This window comes from Streptomyces sp. UF-297 (assembly GCF_058245575.1).
This window is the reverse complement of record NZ_JBSIBZ010000062.1, coordinates 44,833-60,667: the sequence shown is the minus strand read 5'-3', so window position 1 is coordinate 60,667 and position 15,835 is coordinate 44,833. Positions and strand designations below refer to the sequence as shown.

At 71.2% G+C, this 15,835-nt stretch carries 13 protein-coding genes; 4 read left to right on the top strand and 9 right to left on the bottom strand.

All coding sequences use genetic code 11. The features are described 5' to 3' along the window. Positions 1–327, top strand: a 327-nt coding sequence (locus AC4IJH_RS29200; RefSeq protein ID WP_490854894.1) for a cation:dicarboxylate symporter family transporter, incomplete at its 5' end; no start/stop codon positions are given. A 55-nt stretch (positions 328–382) separates the two neighbouring features. Here the strand turns inward: AC4IJH_RS29200 and AC4IJH_RS29195 are convergent. The 5 genes from AC4IJH_RS29195 to AC4IJH_RS29175 all read right to left on the bottom strand — a co-directional run bounded on the left by AC4IJH_RS29195 (position 383) and on the right by AC4IJH_RS29175 (position 6,628). Then, positions 383–1,696 (bottom strand): LPXTG cell wall anchor domain-containing protein, encoded by a 1,314-nt coding sequence (locus AC4IJH_RS29195; protein ID WP_490854893.1) that lies wholly within the window; start codon positions 1,694–1,696, stop codon positions 383–385. A 231-nt stretch (positions 1,697–1,927) separates the two neighbouring features. Next, positions 1,928–3,460 (bottom strand): carboxylesterase/lipase family protein, encoded by a 1,533-nt coding sequence (locus AC4IJH_RS29190; protein ID WP_490854892.1) that lies wholly within the window; start codon positions 3,458–3,460, stop codon positions 1,928–1,930. Positions 3,461–3,552: 92 nt separating this feature from the next. Next, a complete protein-coding gene (locus AC4IJH_RS29185) occupies positions 3,553–4,788 on the bottom strand; it encodes a serine hydrolase domain-containing protein (RefSeq protein WP_490854891.1) in 1,236 nt (411 codons plus the stop codon). 101 nt (positions 4,789–4,889) lie between these two features. After that, entirely contained in the window at positions 4,890–5,720 is an 831-nt protein-coding gene (locus AC4IJH_RS29180; protein WP_490854890.1) for an ABC transporter permease, read from the bottom strand. Continuing rightward, on the bottom strand, positions 5,717–6,628 hold the full coding sequence (locus AC4IJH_RS29175; RefSeq protein WP_490854889.1) for an ABC transporter ATP-binding protein: 912 nt from the start codon (positions 6,626–6,628) through the stop codon (positions 5,717–5,719). The genes AC4IJH_RS29180 and AC4IJH_RS29175 overlap by 4 nt, the downstream gene beginning before the upstream one ends. A 132-nt stretch (positions 6,629–6,760) precedes the next feature. Here AC4IJH_RS29175 and AC4IJH_RS29170 point away from each other — a divergent pair, with 132 nt between their 5' ends. Then, on the top strand, positions 6,761–8,005 hold the full coding sequence (locus tag AC4IJH_RS29170; RefSeq protein WP_490854888.1) for a sensor histidine kinase: 1,245 nt from the start codon (positions 6,761–6,763) through the stop codon (positions 8,003–8,005). After that, positions 8,002–8,655: a response regulator gene (locus AC4IJH_RS29165; RefSeq protein WP_490854887.1), complete on the top strand. Its 654-nt coding sequence runs from the start codon at positions 8,002–8,004 to the stop codon at positions 8,653–8,655. Before AC4IJH_RS29170 ends, AC4IJH_RS29165 begins: the two co-directional genes overlap by 4 nt. A 476-nt stretch (positions 8,656–9,131) precedes the next feature. On the opposite strand, the gene AC4IJH_RS29160 is transcribed toward AC4IJH_RS29165, so the two are convergent. Then, a complete protein-coding gene (locus AC4IJH_RS29160; RefSeq protein WP_490854886.1) occupies positions 9,132–10,256 on the bottom strand; it encodes a serine hydrolase domain-containing protein in 1,125 nt (374 codons plus the stop codon). A gap of 361 nt (positions 10,257–10,617) precedes the next feature. Beyond that, a complete protein-coding gene (locus tag AC4IJH_RS29155; protein WP_490854885.1) occupies positions 10,618–11,826 on the bottom strand; it encodes a serine hydrolase domain-containing protein in 1,209 nt (402 codons plus the stop codon). A 482-nt stretch (positions 11,827–12,308) separates the two neighbouring features. Here AC4IJH_RS29155 and AC4IJH_RS29150 point away from each other — a divergent pair, with 482 nt between their 5' ends. Continuing rightward, on the top strand, positions 12,309–13,466 hold the full coding sequence (locus tag AC4IJH_RS29150) for a serine hydrolase domain-containing protein (protein ID WP_490854884.1): 1,158 nt from the start codon (positions 12,309–12,311) through the stop codon (positions 13,464–13,466). Positions 13,467–13,613: 147 nt separating this feature from the next. On the opposite strand, the gene AC4IJH_RS29145 is transcribed toward AC4IJH_RS29150, so the two are convergent. Together AC4IJH_RS29145 and AC4IJH_RS29140 are read right to left on the bottom strand one after the other, a co-directional pair. After that, entirely contained in the window at positions 13,614–14,309 is a 696-nt protein-coding gene (locus tag AC4IJH_RS29145) for a response regulator transcription factor (RefSeq protein ID WP_490854883.1), read from the bottom strand. Next, complete coding sequence (locus tag AC4IJH_RS29140) at positions 14,306–14,998, bottom strand: sensor histidine kinase (protein ID WP_490854882.1); 693 nt, start codon at positions 14,996–14,998, stop codon at positions 14,306–14,308. Before AC4IJH_RS29140 ends, AC4IJH_RS29145 begins: the two co-directional genes overlap by 4 nt. Between the last annotated feature and the right edge of the window lie 837 nt (positions 14,999–15,835).

Here is a 15,835-nt window from a genome sequence, read left to right as displayed (position 1 = left end):
CTCATCGCCTTCGTCTCGGTGATCGGCTCGGCCGCCACCGCGGGCCTGACCGGCGCCACCGTCATGCTCACCCTGACCCTGTCCACCCTCAACCTGCCGCTGGCCGGTGTGGGCCTGCTGATGGCCATCGACCCGATCGTGGACATGATGCGCACCGCCACCAACGTCGCGGGCCAGTCCGTCATCCCCGTCCTCGTCTCGGCCCGCGAGGGCATCCTCGACCGCGCCAAGTACGACAGGAGCGCCCCCACCCGGCCGACCATCCCCGGCCCCCGCGAACCCCAACAGGCCCATCCCGCCCCGGTGTCCGTCAGCGCCGGCACGTGATGTGCCAAGGGCCCGCATCCGTCGATCGGATGCGGGCCCTTGCCGGTTGTACGGGTCAGCCGGTGCTCTTGCCGCTACGGCGGCGTACGGCCAAGACCGCTCCGGCACCGACCAGTACGGCGGCCCCGCCCGCGAGCGCGAGCTGCGGCATCGCGGACGAGGAACCGGTCGTGGCGAGGCTGCCCCCACTGCCCCCACTGCCTCCGGTACCGGACGTCCCCGGCGTGGCGGAGGCCCCGGCGCCCGCGCCGGCGTCGGCAGTGGGCTTCACAGACTTCCCGCCCTGTGCCGACGGGCCCGGCTTCGGCGACGGGCGGTCCTTGTCGTCGGCCTCGCCCGGCTTGGCGTCCTCGACGTCGCCGGGCTTGCTGCCCGCGGGGAGCACGGTGACGTCGTAGCGCTTCATGGGGCCGAGAACGCAGGGGTTGTACCGGTCGGCGGCATCGCCCGCGAAGAGAGCGATGGCCTTGTTGGCGGAGACCTTCTCGTCGAGCGTCATCCGCATCTTCACCTCGGTGCGGGCGCCGGGCTGCATGCCCGTGATGGCCGAGGTGTGGACGCTGCCCGACGGGTCCAGCCGCTTCCAGGTGGAGCCGTCGGCCCACTCCACCTTCATGAGCGGCTGCTCCTGGCCCTTGGCCCGCAGAGCGAAGAAGGCCAACGGACGGACGTCCAGCGTGCGTTCGGTGCCGTTGGCCACCGTGAAGGAGAAGTCGACCGTGGTCCCGGCGACGGCCTTGGAGGGCAGTCCGTTGGCGAGGACGGTCAGGCCGGCCACCCGTACGCACACCTTGGCCGCCTCGACCGCCTCGTCGGCCGCCTTCTTGGCCTTGAGAGCCGCCTCCGGCACGTCCCGGACCTTGGCGTACTCCTGGCTCGCGGCGAGTTCGGCCTCCGCCAACTCATCCCCGGCCGCCTTGCTCTTGGCGCCCGCCTCCGTCTTGGCCGCGTCCGCCTTCTTCGCCGTGGCCTCGGCCGCCTCCAGCACCTTGAGCGCCGCGGCCTTCTCGGTCTCGTCCTTGGCCGCCTCCACCTTGGCCTTGGCCTCCGCCACGGCCTTGTCGGCGGCGCTCTTGTCGGCCTCGGCGGCCTTGGCCGCCTTCTGTGCGGCGAGGAAGGCCGCCCTGAGCGGATGGGAGTTGCTCTCCAGGCTGCGCAGCTTCTCGAATGCGGCCTCCTTGGCGGCGACCGCGCTCGTGTACGCCCGGTCCGCGTCGGCGGCGGCCTTCTGCAGCTCCGCGTACGTCGGCTGGTGCTGCGTCCGGGCCGGAGGCTGTACGTCGGCCCAGGCCGAGCTCGCGCAGAGCAGGACGACGGGCGCGGTCACGGCGGCGGCGACGGTGGTCGCGAGCGTGCGGCGTAGAGTCACTGGGAGCCTTTTCCTGGTCAGAGAGAAGGAGATCCGCCGCGTGGGCACCGCTCGTGCGGCGGGACGCCCGAGATCGTATGTCTGTACCAAGGGCCCGCTGCAACAGGGAATTTACCCCTCCAATTGAGCAAGTGATCACCCCTGCCGGATAATTCAGGGCAAGGGGTCACAGTTGCTCGCGTTGCGGCAGGTTTCTCTGTGATGTAGCCAACGGCGCGCCCGGCTCCGGCTTCAGCCCGACTTCACGAGATCCAACGCGGCGAACTCGTGCTCCGCCCAGATCCGCCGGGACAGCTCCTCCGGATACGGAGCCGTGTGCGGCCGCGCGCTGTACACACGGGTCAGCCGCTCCTGCGGCCGGTACGGCGCCCAGCCAGGATCACCGGTCTTCGCAAACGCGGCCCACGCCGCCACCATCTCCGCCGAAAGCGCCTCCGCCTCGGCCGACGGTTCCTCACCGAAGATCAGTGCGCCCACCCCGCCGCGCAGCGAGCCGAACACGAGCGGCACATCGAGCCCGTGACAGGCGCCGAGCACCCCTCCCGACCCGGGCGCCTCCCAGGTGAGTTCGAAGGCGTACGAGGTGCCGCCGCCCTCGGCGTGCGCCTGGGCCAGCCGGATGCTCGGCATACGGAACAGCCAGTCCGACAGCACCACATCCTGCATCGTGGTCGGATCGGCTCCCGGATAGCCCGCCCGATAGGCCCGCCGACCGGCTTCCCCGGGCGCGAACCACGCCAGCGTGGCCGCGGCCTCCTCCTCCGTCACCTTCCCGAAACGCCCGGTGACCACGCTGAACAGCCGCGCCTCGTCCCGCGTATGACCGGCCATCAGCTCGATCCCCGCGCTCCGCCCCGCACGCAGTGCCTCCCACGGCGTACACGGCAGCACCTCCCCGTCGACCACGGGCGAGAAGGGCAGGTTCCCACGGGCCGCCTGCCCCCAACGCGGCTCGTACTGCCCGATCTTGCGCATCACCACATCGGCCGCGTCCCGCAGGGCCGCGGGTGTCACCGGCCCCAGATCCGCCAGGGTGGGGGACAGGCCCAGCCCGTCCGCGATGACGGACCCGATGTCCGAGGCCAGCGCGGGCGTGAAGAAACTGCCCGGCACGCTCTGCGCCACCGCCCGCCGGAAGAGCCCGGCCGCACTGGGCATGGCGAGCAGCGATGCGATCGCCCCCGCCCCCGCCGACTCCCCGAAGAGCGTCACCTGATCCGGATCGCCGCCGAAGGCAGCGATGTTCTCCCGCACCCACCGCAGCGCCGCCACCTGGTCGAGCAGCGCCCGATTGGCCGGCGCCCCCTCGAAATGCCCGTAACCCTCAACGCCCACCCGGTGGTTGAACGTCACCACCACGACCCCGTGCCCCGCCAGCGCCGTCCCGTCATACGTCGGCCCGTCCGAGGTCCCGATCACATACCCCCCGCCGTAGAGCCACACCATCACCGGCATCCCTACCCCGGCCCCGGGATCCGGCGACCACACATTCACCGTCAGCCACTCATCCCCCTGCGCACCACCCTCACCGCCCCCGAAATCCCCCACCGCCAACGACTGCGGCGGCGAAGCCCCGAACACCCCGGCGTCCCGCACCCCCTCCCACGCCTCAACCTCCACCGGCGCCGCCAAATGCAGCTCCCCGACCGGCGCCTGAGCAAACGGAATCCCCCGGAAAACACCCACCCCCCGCTCCCACCGCCCCCGCACCTTCCCCTTCACCGCACGAACCTCAACCGCCCCCACAACCCCGTCCCCGACCATCCCCATCTCCCCATCTCCCCTTCGCCCGGCGGAAGTTCAGCATATGAGTCCCCCCATCCCCTACGCGAAGCAAATTCGTCCCGCCCCGCCGCCTACGGCTTGCCGACCGGCGCCGGGCGCTTCCCGCAGAACTCCGCCTCGATCATCTTCACGTGAAACGACGGATCCTTCAGCCAGTCGCCATTGAGGTTGAACGTCAACTGGTGCCGACCGTCCTTCGTACCGGCCATCACGGACAGCGATCCATTGGCACGGCCGGTCTTGCCCACCACGGTTACACCGCAGGACAGGGCCATGGATTCGACGCCCAGCCCGTACGTGACCCCCGCACCGGCCGGTACTCCGTCGAGCATTTCCGCCCTCTGGGCCCGCGGCAGCAACTCGCCCCGCATCAGGGCGCGGTGAAAGGTGTTGAGGTCTCCCGTGGTGGAGATCAGGTCTCCGGCCGCGCCCACCCAGGTCATGTTCTGCTCGGTGGCATCGATGACCTCGGCGCCGGGGCTCTCGTCGTGGAGCCGGGAGTAGGCCACGGGATGCGGATCGGGCATGGCCGCCGCAGTGCCGGGGAACGACGTCCCGCGCAGGTTCAGCGGCTCGATGATGCGGCGGGTGGCCTCCTGGGCGTACGTATGCCCGGTCGCCTTCTCGATGACCATTCCGGCGACGACGTAGTTGGTGTTCGAGTACACCGGCTTCGTGTCCGGACCGGGCTCCGGCCGGTACTTCATCGCGAGGGACACCAGCTCCTCGGGGGTGTGGGTGTCGTACCGGTGTGCCGGGAAGCCGGGGCCGGAGGCGTTGTGCTGGAAGGCGGGATCGCCGGTGTGGCTGGGGAGGTGGCTGGTGTGGTTGAGCAGCTGACGCAGGCGGATCTTCCTCCCGTCGTTCCCGTTGCCCCGCACGACACCGGGGAGCCATCGCTCCACGGTGTCGTCCAGGCTCAGTTTCCCCTCCGCCTCCAGCTGGAGGAGAACGGTCGCGATGAACGTCTTGGTGATGCTCCCTGCCCGGAAACGGTCGTCGGCCGAGCGCTCCCGCCGCGTGCCGGTGTCCGCGAAACCCGCCGAGCCGAACCACCTGCCCTCCGCGTCCTGCGCCATGGCCGCCGCGCCGGGCGGCCCGCCCGCTGCCACTTCCTGCCGCAGTACGGCCAGGGCCGCCTCGTGGCCACGCCCCTGCGTCCGGTCCGGCGCGGTGGCGGCTGCGGCGCGCCGGGTACCGCTCCCCTCGTACGTCCCCACCGCGTGCACCGGGACCACGGTGGTGGCGCACGCCGCGGCGGTCACCGCCAGGGCGAGCAGGGCAGTCCGCGTGACGCGCTGATTCATCTTCGGCCTCGTCTTCATCGTCTTCATCGGTGAGGTTTCCGGTCTCTCTCGGGTGTCTGGTCGTGCCGGTACGGCAGGCAGGCGGGTGGCGGGAGCGGCGCTCACTGGTCCCGGCGGCGCACACCGATCACGGTGAGGACGGCGGCGACGAGTGCCCAGAGCGCGTAGACGGTCCAGGCCCCGGCGATCGACCACGGGTGGGCGACTTCGTACGCGCCGGCGTGCGTCAGGCGCTGCCACGCGCTGAAGGGCATGGTGTGGTCGATGACAGCCGTCCAATGGCGGTCGTCGCTGAAGACCAGGGGCAGCAGCAGGAGGAGCACCACGGTGGTGACCACGGTGGTCGCGCTGTGCCGGACGACGGCGCCGACGGCCATGCCGATGAGCGCGGACACCGGGGCGAGCAGCGCGGACGCCACCACCATGCGCAGCGCACCGGGGTGGTCGATCGGCAGGCCGATGTGCCGGGCGGACAGGACGGACTGGCTCAGGCCGAACGACGCCGCGGCGACGCACGCTCCGAAGACCGTGGTGACCGCCGCGACGACCGTCACCTTGGCCGCCATCACGGACCCGCGGGCAGGGACGGCGGCGAACGTCGTACGGATCAGCCCGGTGCTGTATTCGCCGACGACGGTGACGGCACCGATGGCGCTGATGCACAGTACGAGGACGGTGCCCGCGGTGCCGGTGAAGGCGTGCAGCAACGCCGTCTCGCTCCGTACGAAGTCGGCCTGCCCCGCCGCGTCGTACTGCGGCCAGGCGCGGTACTGGTCGTAGGCGGCGCCCACGTTGAACCCGATGACGGCCAGCGCGCCGATCACCAAGGACCAGGCGGTCGAGCGCAGCGACCGCAGTTTGAGCCACTCGGCGGCGAGCAGGTCGCGGAACCGGGCGGGGGAATCCGGGACCGCCAGGGCGAGCGTGGTCATCGCACATCTCCTGCGAGGTATTCGGTGCTGTCGGCGGTGAGGTGCATGAACGCCTCCTCCAGCGATCCGGTACGGGGGGTCAGCTCGTGCAGCAGGACGCCCTGCCGCAGGGCGAGTTCGCCGATCCGGGCCGCGGACAGACCGGTCACCGTGAGCAGTCCGCCGCGCTCCGGCCGGATGCCCGCGCCCTCGGCCCTCAGCACGCTCGTCAGCGCGGCAGCGTCGCAGGCGCCCACCGTCACGCTCGGCCGAGTCCCGCGGGCCGCGAACTGAGACAGGCTCTCCGCGGCGATCAGCTCACCGCGGCCGACGACAACGAGCTGATCGGCGGTGTGCTCCATCTCGGACATCAGATGGCTGGAGACGAAGACCGTGCGGCCCTCGGCGGCCAGCCGCCGGAACAGCCCGCGCACCCATTTCACGCCCTCCGGGTCGAGCCCGTTGAGCGGCTCGTCGAACAGCAGCACCGGCGGATCACCGAGCAGGGCGCCCGCGATGCCGAGCCGCTGCCGCATCCCGAGGGAGAACCCGCCGATACGGCGCCGCGCGGCACCCGCCAGCCCCACCTCCTCCAGCACCTGTGCCACCCGCCGCCGCGGAAGCCGGTTGCTGCGGGCCAGCACGGACAGGTGGGCCGCCGCGCTGCGGCCGCCGTGCACATCGCCCGCGTCCAGCAGCGCGCCGACGTGCCGCAGCCCGCGGGGGCGGTCCCGGAAGGGACGGCCGTCGACGGTGACGGTGCCGCTGGTGGGGGCGCTCAGGCCCAGCACCATCCGCAGCGTGGTGCTCTTGCCGGCGCCGTTCGGGCCGAGGAACCCGGTGACCTGCCCGGGGCGCACCCTGAAGGTCAGGCCGTTGACGGCGGTGGTGCTGCCGTAGCGCTTGGTGAGTTCATTGACTTCGATCACCCGGCCCACAGTTCCGCGGGCCGCCCCCGCGCGTCATCGGACCGCCGCTGACAATCGCCGCGGTGCCTGTCGACCGTGGGTGTACACCCACGGTCCGATGGCAGCCCTGTCGTACGCGCATACGATCGGCACATGCTCGTTGCCCTGCCCCTTCCCCTGGTCAAGCGCGTGCCGCCCGGCATCTGGACGGCCCTGACGTGGTGTGCGGGCATGGCGTTCACGCTTCTCATGAACGTCCGGCTGCCCGGTGAGACAGGGCCCACCAGGCTCCCCGGCGCCTTGATCCACCGGTGGGACGGTGTGACGTTCCTGGTGGTGGCCACCGCCCTGGCGCTGGCCGGCAGCGGCCTGCTGCGCCGTCACCCGCTGCCCGCGCTCGCCCTGCTGCTCACCGCCTCCGCCCTCGCCTCGTTCCCCCTGGGCGTGGGCGAGATCCCGCTGGCCCAGTTCCTGGCGGTCGATGCCGCGCTGTACTTCATCGCGGCCACCCGGCCGCGCCGTACCGGAATCACCGCCGTCGCCTCGGCACTCGCCGTCCTCGCCGGCTACCTGACCACCCGGCTGCTGTTCGGCTGGAACGTGGGAACCACCGCGGAGCTGGCCGTGGCCCTGACGGCAGTCATCGCCGGGCTGCTCGGCCATTCGGTCCGCCAGACCCGCGAGTACGCCGAGCGCCTGAGCGCCCAGGCCGCGACCCAGGCGGTCACCGCCGAACGGCTCAGGATCGCCCGCGAGATGCACGACACGGTCGCGCACAGCATCGGCATCATCGCCTTCCAGGCCGGTGCGGCACGGCGGGTCATCGACACCCAGCCGGTACGGGCGCGCGACGCGCTGGGCGAGATCGAGACGGCCGGCCGGGAGACGCTGGCGGGGCTGCGCCGGATGCTCGGCGCACTGCGCCAGAGCGAACCCGGCCAGGCCCCCCAGGCGCCGCCGCTCGACCCGGGCCTCGGCCTCGCCGACATCGACCGGCTCGCCGCGACGACCACGGCCGCCGGCGTCCGCGTCGACGTGCGCTGGCGAGGCGGACCGCGCCCCCTGCCCCCGGAGATCGACATCTCCGCCTACCGCATCGTCCAGGAGGCGGTCACCAACGTGGTGCGCCACGCGGGCACCCGCTCCTGCCAGGTGTCCATCGACTGCCGGGACGAGGAAGTCGCCATCGAGGTCCTCGACAACGGGCGCGGCCCCGCCAACTCACCCAAGGCCGCCCCAACGTCCGACCAGGGCACGGCCCCTTCCGGCACCGGCTACGGCCTGCTCGGAATGCGGGAGCGGGCCGGCCTGCTGCACGGCGAGTTCACCGCCGGCCCGCGCCCCGGCGGCGGCTACCGGGTGGCGGCCCGCCTGCCCGTACCGGCAGGCGCCCGATGACCATCCGCGTCGTACTCGCCGACGACCAGCCCCTGATCCGCGCCGCACTGCAGATGGTCATCGCCGAAGCCCCCGACCTCGAACTCGTCGGGGAAGCCGGAACCGGCGCCGAAGCGGTCCAGCTGACCGAGCACACCCGCCCCGACGTCGTGGTGATGGACATCCGCATGCCCGGCATGAACGGCATCGACGCCACCCGGCAGATCACCACGGGACCGAGCCGCGCCCATGTCATCGTCCTGACCACCTTCGACGACGACGAGTACGTCTACGGCGCCCTGCGCGCGGGCGCATCCGGCTTCCTCGTCAAGGACATGGCCCTGGACGACATCCTCTGCGCGATCCGCGTCGTCGCCGCCGGAGACGGCCTGATCGCCCCGAGCGTCACCCGCCGCCTGATCAAGGACTTCGCCGACCGCCCCGCCACCCCGCCACGACGGGAGATCACCGGCATCACCGACCGGGAACGCGAGGTCCTGACCCTCGTCGGCAGCGGCCTGACCAACGCCGAAATCTCCGAACAGCTCTGCATCAGCATCGCCACCGCCAAGACCTACGTGACCCGCCTGCTCGCCAAACTCAACGCCCGCGACCGCATCCAACTGGTCATCCTCGCCTACGAAACAGGCCTGGTCACACCCCCTCCATGAGCACCCCACCCCCACCCCCTCCCACGCCCACACAAAAGGGCCAGCCCACGAGGATCACACCCCTGAACTGGCCCTTCTGCCTGTGCCCCCGGCAGGATTCGAACCTGCGACACCCGCTTTAGGAGCGGGACGGAATCCATGATCGGTGGTGTTTGCTCGTGCCGCGTGGTGCTGTTCCTCCTGGTCAGCGCTGCGCGGCAGGATCGCTGATCCTGCCGCGGGCGGCCCGTGTCGCGCCGTCCGCTCACGCATCGCTCACGCATGCGAGAGTCGGTGGGGTGCACGGGATGGCTTTGCGGGATCCCAGGAGATCTCGACCGTCCGTCGTCAGGAGGCGCTTGACGTGTCGGTGTGAGTCTCAGGAGATGTCTGTCGGCTTCTGGTGTCTTCGCGCTCGGCGTGGTCGGTCGTCGCAGCGCGCTCGAAAGGGGCAGGCCATGAGTGAGTGAACGTCCCGGTCAGCCAGGCGGCGTGGTTCAGCGTCGGCACAGGGCCGTGGTCACGGTCTTCTCCAGGTGCCCTACGGCTTCACCGGTGTTCGGTTCAAGGGTCATCGTGACGCTGGCGGCGCGGCCGTCGTCGGTGGCTCCGGCCCAGGTCCCGTAGCCGGGGATGCCACCGCTGTGGCCCCAGAAGGCGCACTTGTCCGACTGCTGAACCCGCATGATCCCCAGTCCCATGGTGTTGCGGGAGTTCCCTTTCTCCATGGGGACGGTGGTGCGCATCTGCTTGCGCTGGGCCTCCTTGAGGAGAGGGTTGCCGTCGTCCTTGAGCAGCGCGGAGAAGAAGCGGTTGAGGTCGGAGTTGGTGGAGACCATCGCGCCTGCCGCCCAGGCCGCGGAGGGGTCGATCTCGGTGACGTTGCGCGCGGGTGCGCCCATGGGCTCCGGGCGGTAGCCCTGGGGGTGGCGTTCGCGGATGGCCGTCTCGCCGGGGGCGGGGAAATAGGTGTGGCGCAGCCCGATCCTCTGGATGATGCGCTTGTCGAGCTGTTCGGCGAGGGGACGTCCAGTGACCCTCTCCACCATCAGCCCGGCGACCAGGTAGTTCGTGTTGCTGTACTGCCACTTCTCGCCGGGCTTGAAGGCGGCTTCGTGCCGAAGGGCGATGTCCAGGGCATCGCGGGGAGAGAGGTAGCGGCGCTCCAGGATGTCGTCGGTGACGTCGTCCTCCAAGTCGGGCAGTCCGCTGGTGTGCTGCAGGAGCTGACGCACCGTAATGCCGTTTCCGTCGATCCCCTTGCCGCGCAGGAGGTTCGGCAGGTGCTTCTCGACCGGGTCCTCGAGGCTGATTCTGCCCTCGCCGACCAGTTGGAGCACGACCACCGCGGTGAACGTCTTGGTGACGCTCCCGATCCGCACCTGACCGTCCCGGGGCATCTTCGCGCGAGTGTCCCGGTCCCCTACACCGGCGGTATAGGTACGGAATTTCCCCTTGCCGTCCAACACGCTTGCCAGCGCGCCGGGTGCGCGATCCGAGTGCACCAGCGTCTCCAGCTCCTGTCGCACAGGATCCGGCCGGGCGGCGCTTGCGGGCGCCGCTACACCGGCGGCGACAGCGGTGGCCAGGGCAAGGGCGGTCAGGGCGTGACGTTTACGCATCGAGGTTCCTCCAGAACAGCGTTGACGGGCCTTAGTGGCAAGATCAACTCTGCTGGAAACGAACGCCGTTGCCCATCAGGGATCGCCCTGATCAGACCCCCAGCCTTCCTGGGAGCGGACTCCCGCAGTCTCCCTGGGAGCAGGCTCCCAGTTCACCCTGAGACACGGCCCGCCCGCGACCGGCCCGCGTGTGTGAGGAGCCCATAGGACGTCGCGGCGGGCACGGACCGGCTCGGCCACCGTGCATCCGAACCGGCCCGCGCCCGCCGTCGACCGCGCCCCGGAGCGAGCGTCAGATGTACCCGCAGGAACAGCTTCCGCGCACTGCCGGGGCCTTCACCTCACCTCTCCCGGCGGCACTTCACCGTCGCGGCGCCGGACGCTCCCCCTGCTTGCCCTGGCCCTTGCCCTTGCCCTTGCCGTCCGCTCCGCAGAACTCCGCGTCGATCACGTCGCCCTTCTCGCTCCAGTCGCCGTTGGCGTTGTACGTGAGGGTGTGACGGCCGTCCGCAGTGGTCACGGTATGCGTCTCGGAGCCGGGGGTTCCACCGCTGTGGCTCCACAGCTTCGCGTGGCAGCTCGTCCTGACGCTGTACAGCCCGAGGCCGTAGCCGGAGTAGGCGCGCTCGTCGGGCGTGGGCACCGTCGTCTGCATTGCGGCGAGTTGCTTCCCGGGCAGCAGCTTGCCGCGCATCAGGGCGCTGAAGAACCGGTTGAGGTCGCCGGTCGTGGAGATGCCTTCGCCTGCCGCCCAGGCCCAGGAGGCGTTGTTCTCGGTGACGTCGTGGATCCTCGTCGCGCCGGGGTCCCGGCTCAGCTTCGAGTACGCCCGGCTGCTCGGCTTCGGCAGGAAGGGATCGACGCCCGGGAGACGGGTGGTCCGCAGGCCGAGCGGGTTGATGATGCGCTCACGGATCTCGTGCCGGTAGCTGCTGCCGCTGATCTTCTCGATGATCAACCCGGCCAGGATGTACCCGGTGTTGGAGTACGAGTGCCTGGTGCCGGGCGCGAAGTCCGGCTTGTGCGACAGTGCCACCCGTATCAGTTCCCGCGGTGTGTGGGTGTCGTAGCGGTGTGCGGGGAAGCCCTCCAGCAGATTGTCGTTCGCGAACTTCGTGTCGCTGGTGTAGTTGAAAAGCCCGCTGGTGTGGTTGAGGAGTTGGCGCACGGTGATCCTGCGGCCGTCGTTGCCGTTGCCCCGTACGAGGCCGGGGAGCCAGCGCTCCACGGTGTCGTCGAGGCCGAGCCTGCCCTCGGCCTCCATCTGCAGCAGCACGGTCGCCACGAACGTCTTGGTGATGCTGCCCATCCGGAACCGGTCGTCGGCGCCGCGCGGCGTGCCCGTCTTCAGGTTGCCGACACCCGAAGTCCCCTGCCAGGCAACACCCTTGTCCACTGCCGCGGCCGTGATCCCGGGGATCCCGTCGGCCACCATGGCGTCCATCGCACGCTGGGTCGCCGCGTGCCCCTTCCTGGACTCGGCGTGTGCGGGGAACGTGAACGCGGTAGCGGCCACCGCCGCCACGGCGAGACCCACCACCCCGGTGCGCACTCGTCGACGTACTGCCATGTCGTGCTCCTTCGCGGTCCGAGCGTGCCGTGCCGCGGTCGCGGCACTCACCCGGCTCGTGCGCCCCTCGCGAAGCTCGCGGCGACGCGGTGAACCGTGGTCACAGGGAAGGACCACGCCTGGATGCGCGGCAGTTGACTCTCGAAGCAAATTTGACTGAAGGCACGGGATGGCTGACATGTCGTTGTTTTCCAGATGGCTTCCTGGCGTGGCACGTCCCGGTGCCGGCCCTCTCCACTCCTCTCCACTCCTCTCCACTCCTCTCCTCTCCGACCGGAGTCGGCGAGTCGGGCGTCCCGGATCGTTTTATGGAACCGTTGCAATCGCCGGCGGCCAGGAGCACGGTCCTGGCCGAGGCCGTCTCCCGGAGCCTGCTCCCGGGGTCGGGCTCGTCCTGAGTACGGATGAACGCCCCTGCCCCTGAATGGTCCTCTTGGTGAAGGCCGGGAGTCGCCGGCGCCATCCATCAGAAGGGTTCCTCCGTGCACGAGCATGCATCGCACCGTCGCTTCCCGCGCTTTCGCCGGGGCGGCCGGCACCGGGTGGTGGCGGCCGTGGCCGCCGGCGTCGTGGCGGCCGGGGTGCTGGCGCCGACCGCGGCGTTCGCGGGCGGCAGACCGGACAGCGTTCAGGCGAGCCTGAACACGTTGGTGAAGGACGACGGACTGCCTGCCGCACTGGCCACCGTCAAGGGCCGCGACGGCCGCACCCGTACCTACACCGCCGGCGTCGGCGACCTCGCCACCGGGGCCAAGGTCCCCGTCGACGGCCAGGTGCGAGCCGGAAGCAACACCAAGACCTTCACCGCCGTCGTCGTCCTGCAACTCGTCGCCGAAGGAAAGGTCGCTCTGGACGAGCCCGTTGAGACCTATCTGCCGGGCCTGCTGCGCGGCGACGGCATCGACGGACGCAAGATCACCGTCCGCCAACTCCTCCAGCACACCAGCGGCCTGCCCGAATACTTGGACAAGGACTCCGTCCTCACCGATCCGACGCGGTACTACGAACCGCGCGAACTCCTCGATGCGGCCCTGGCCCAGAAGGCCCACTTCACCCCGGGTACGAGCTGGGAGTACAACAACACCAACTACCTGCTGGCCGGCCTGATCATCCAGAAGGTCACCGGGCGGCCCCTCGGCGAGGAGATCACCAAGCGCGTCATCGACCGCATCGGCCTGCGCCACACCTATTTCCCCACCCCTGGAGACATGACCATCCGCAAGGCCCACCCCAAGGGCTACCACCGGGACGCCGACGGGGCGCTCCGCGACTACACCGAACTGGACCCCTCCTGGGGCTGGGCGGCGGGCGCCCTCGTCTCCACCAACACCGACCTCAACTCCTTCTTCACCGCGCTCCTTCGCGGCCGACTCCTGCCCCCGGCGCAGCTCGCCCAGATGCGCACCACCGTCCCCGCCGACAAGGTAGGCCCCGGCGTTCGCTACGGGCTGGGCCTGGTGAGCCGGCCGCTGTCCTGCCACGGCCTGTACTGGGGCCACGGCGGGACCCTTCCGGGCTACTACACCGCCGGGGGAGCCACCGATGACGGCCGCTCCGCCAGCATCGCGGTGACCATGATCCCAAGTGACGCGGCCGGGCAGCGTGTGGACGCCACGGTGGACGCGGCCCTCTGCCGCTGACTCCCCTCGGTCCGGGCCTCTGCGCGGAACCCGACATCGAGCAGAGTGATCGCGGCTTCGGTGGACGGGGGTCGCGATCACGCTGCCCGGCACAGCGGCCTTCCGTGTGCCTGTGCGGCTGTCCTCTGCCGGCCGGGGCAGCCAGGTTCAGCCCCCCGAGTTCGCCGACCGGGCCTCGACCAGGCCGGACTCGTAGGCCGCGATCACCGCCTGGGCACGGTCGCGGACACTCAGCTTGGCGAAGACGCTGGTGATGTGGTTCTTGACCGTGGAGACGCTGATGTCCATCGCCGACGCGATCTCGGCGTTGTCGAGGCCGGTGGCCAGCAGATGCCACACCTCGACCTCGCGGGGCGTCAGTTCGCCCGCGCCGGGCACCCGCGACGGCGGCTGCGGACGGCCCGGCGCGGTGACATAGGCCGAGATCAGGCGGGTGAGCAGGCGGGGCGCCACGGCCGCCTCCCCGGTGTGCACGGTGCGCACGGCCGCCACAAGCTCCTCCGGGGAGACGTCCTTGGGCAGGAAGCCGCAGGCGCCGGCGCGCAGGGCGGCGACCACGTACTCGTCCATGTCGAAGGTGCTCAGCGCCAGGACTCGGCAGGCGGGCAGCTCCCGCGCGAGCCGCTCGGTTGCCTGGACACCGTCGAGAACCGGCATCCGGATGTCCATCACCACGACGTGGGGCCGATGCTGGTGCGCGAGCTCGACCGCCCGCTGCCCGTCGTCCGCCTCGGCCACCACGTCGAACGCCGGGTCGGGGGTCAGGATCAGGGCCACCCCCCGCCGCACGAGCGGCTGGTCGTCCGCGATCAGTACCCTGATCCGCTCCGAGGGCCCTGTCATCCGAGCTGCTCCTCTCCGTCGACCGGCGCCACCGGCAGGGTGGCCGCCACCCGGAAGCCACCGCCGTCGAGGCCGCCGGCCACCATGCTGCCGCCCTGTAGCGCGACGCGCTCGCGCATGCCGATCAGTCCGTACCCGGTGCGGTGCGACCTCGGCCCACCCGCACCGCCCGCTCCTGCCAGGGCGCCCACCAGGGTGTCGGCCGGTGCGGCCGTGCCGTTGTCGGACACCTCGACGGTGATCCGGTCCGGGTGGTACGTCAGCCGCACCCGCGCCTGGGCCCGGCCGGCGTGCTTGCGGGTGTTGGTGAGGGACTCCTGGACGATCCGGAACACCGCCAGGCCGGTGCTCGGTGGCAGCGGGCGTTCCGCCCCGATGACGGCGAAATCGACGGGCAGGCCGTCCCTGCGGGCCTCGTCGACGAGCTGGACGAGGCTCCCGACACCGGGCTGCGGCGCGGACGGCACCTCGTCCGGCTCGTCGCCGGCCCGGAGCACGTCGAGCAGTTGGCGCATCTCTCGCAGCGCTATCTGCCCGGAGCCCTCCAGGGTGACCAGAGCGTCGCGCACCACCTCGGTGTCGCCCCCGAGGTTGGCCCTTGCACCACCGGCCATCAGCTGCATGGTGGTGAGGTGGTGGGCGACGATGTCGTGCAACTCCCGCGCGATACGGCGACGTTCCTGGGCCACCGCACGGTCGGCCAGCAGTCTGCGCCGGACCTCCACCGCGTGCTGCCAGCGCTTCAGTGCCTCGGCCGCAGCGATGACCAGCGCCGGGGGGGGGGGGGGGGGGGGCGAGCACGTTGCTCGCCACGTCCGCGACCGGCGGGGGCAGCGGATGCCCCCGTCCCAGCAGTGTCACGGCGGCCGCCACGAGGGCGGCCGGCGCCGCCACCGCGAGACGGCAGGACCGGGCCACGGCGAACAGCGCCACGGTGAGCGTGCCGTTGAAGTGGTGCGGTACCGGCCCGCTCAGGTTCAGTGCCAGGCTGAGGACCAGCACCCCCGCCAGTGACGCCAGCGGGTAGCGGCGCCTGGTGAGCAGCGGTACGGCCGCCAGCACGAGCAGGACCAGCGCGGCCAGGGAGACCGGCTGGCCGCGGTCCGGGCCGCCGACCGTGTACCCGAGGAGGTCGAGGACGGCCACCCCGGCAGCCACCAGCGCGTCACTGGCGGTCCAGGGCAGGCCGTCGGCTCTCGGTGACGGCGGCAGGGGCCGGTGGCGCGTCGACATGCTGGTGGTGGTCCTTTCCATGGCCGGCCGGTCCCGGCCTTCGCCGGTCCACCGCGACCGTCGTTCGTGAGCCGTTCCCGCGGCGGCCTGCGATCCCGGGAGGAGCCAGCGTCCGCGGTCCATTCTCGCAGTGGCTCCCGGCCCCGGGCAGGTACCCGGGACCGATCCCCGACCAGGCCCCTGGTCCTGGTCGGGGCCGTGTGCCGGACCCAGGTCCTGAAGGCGTTCTCGTCCCCTGCGCGGACGACGGCGCCCGGTGTGCCGGCGTACACCGAACGCGGCCCTGGCGAGAT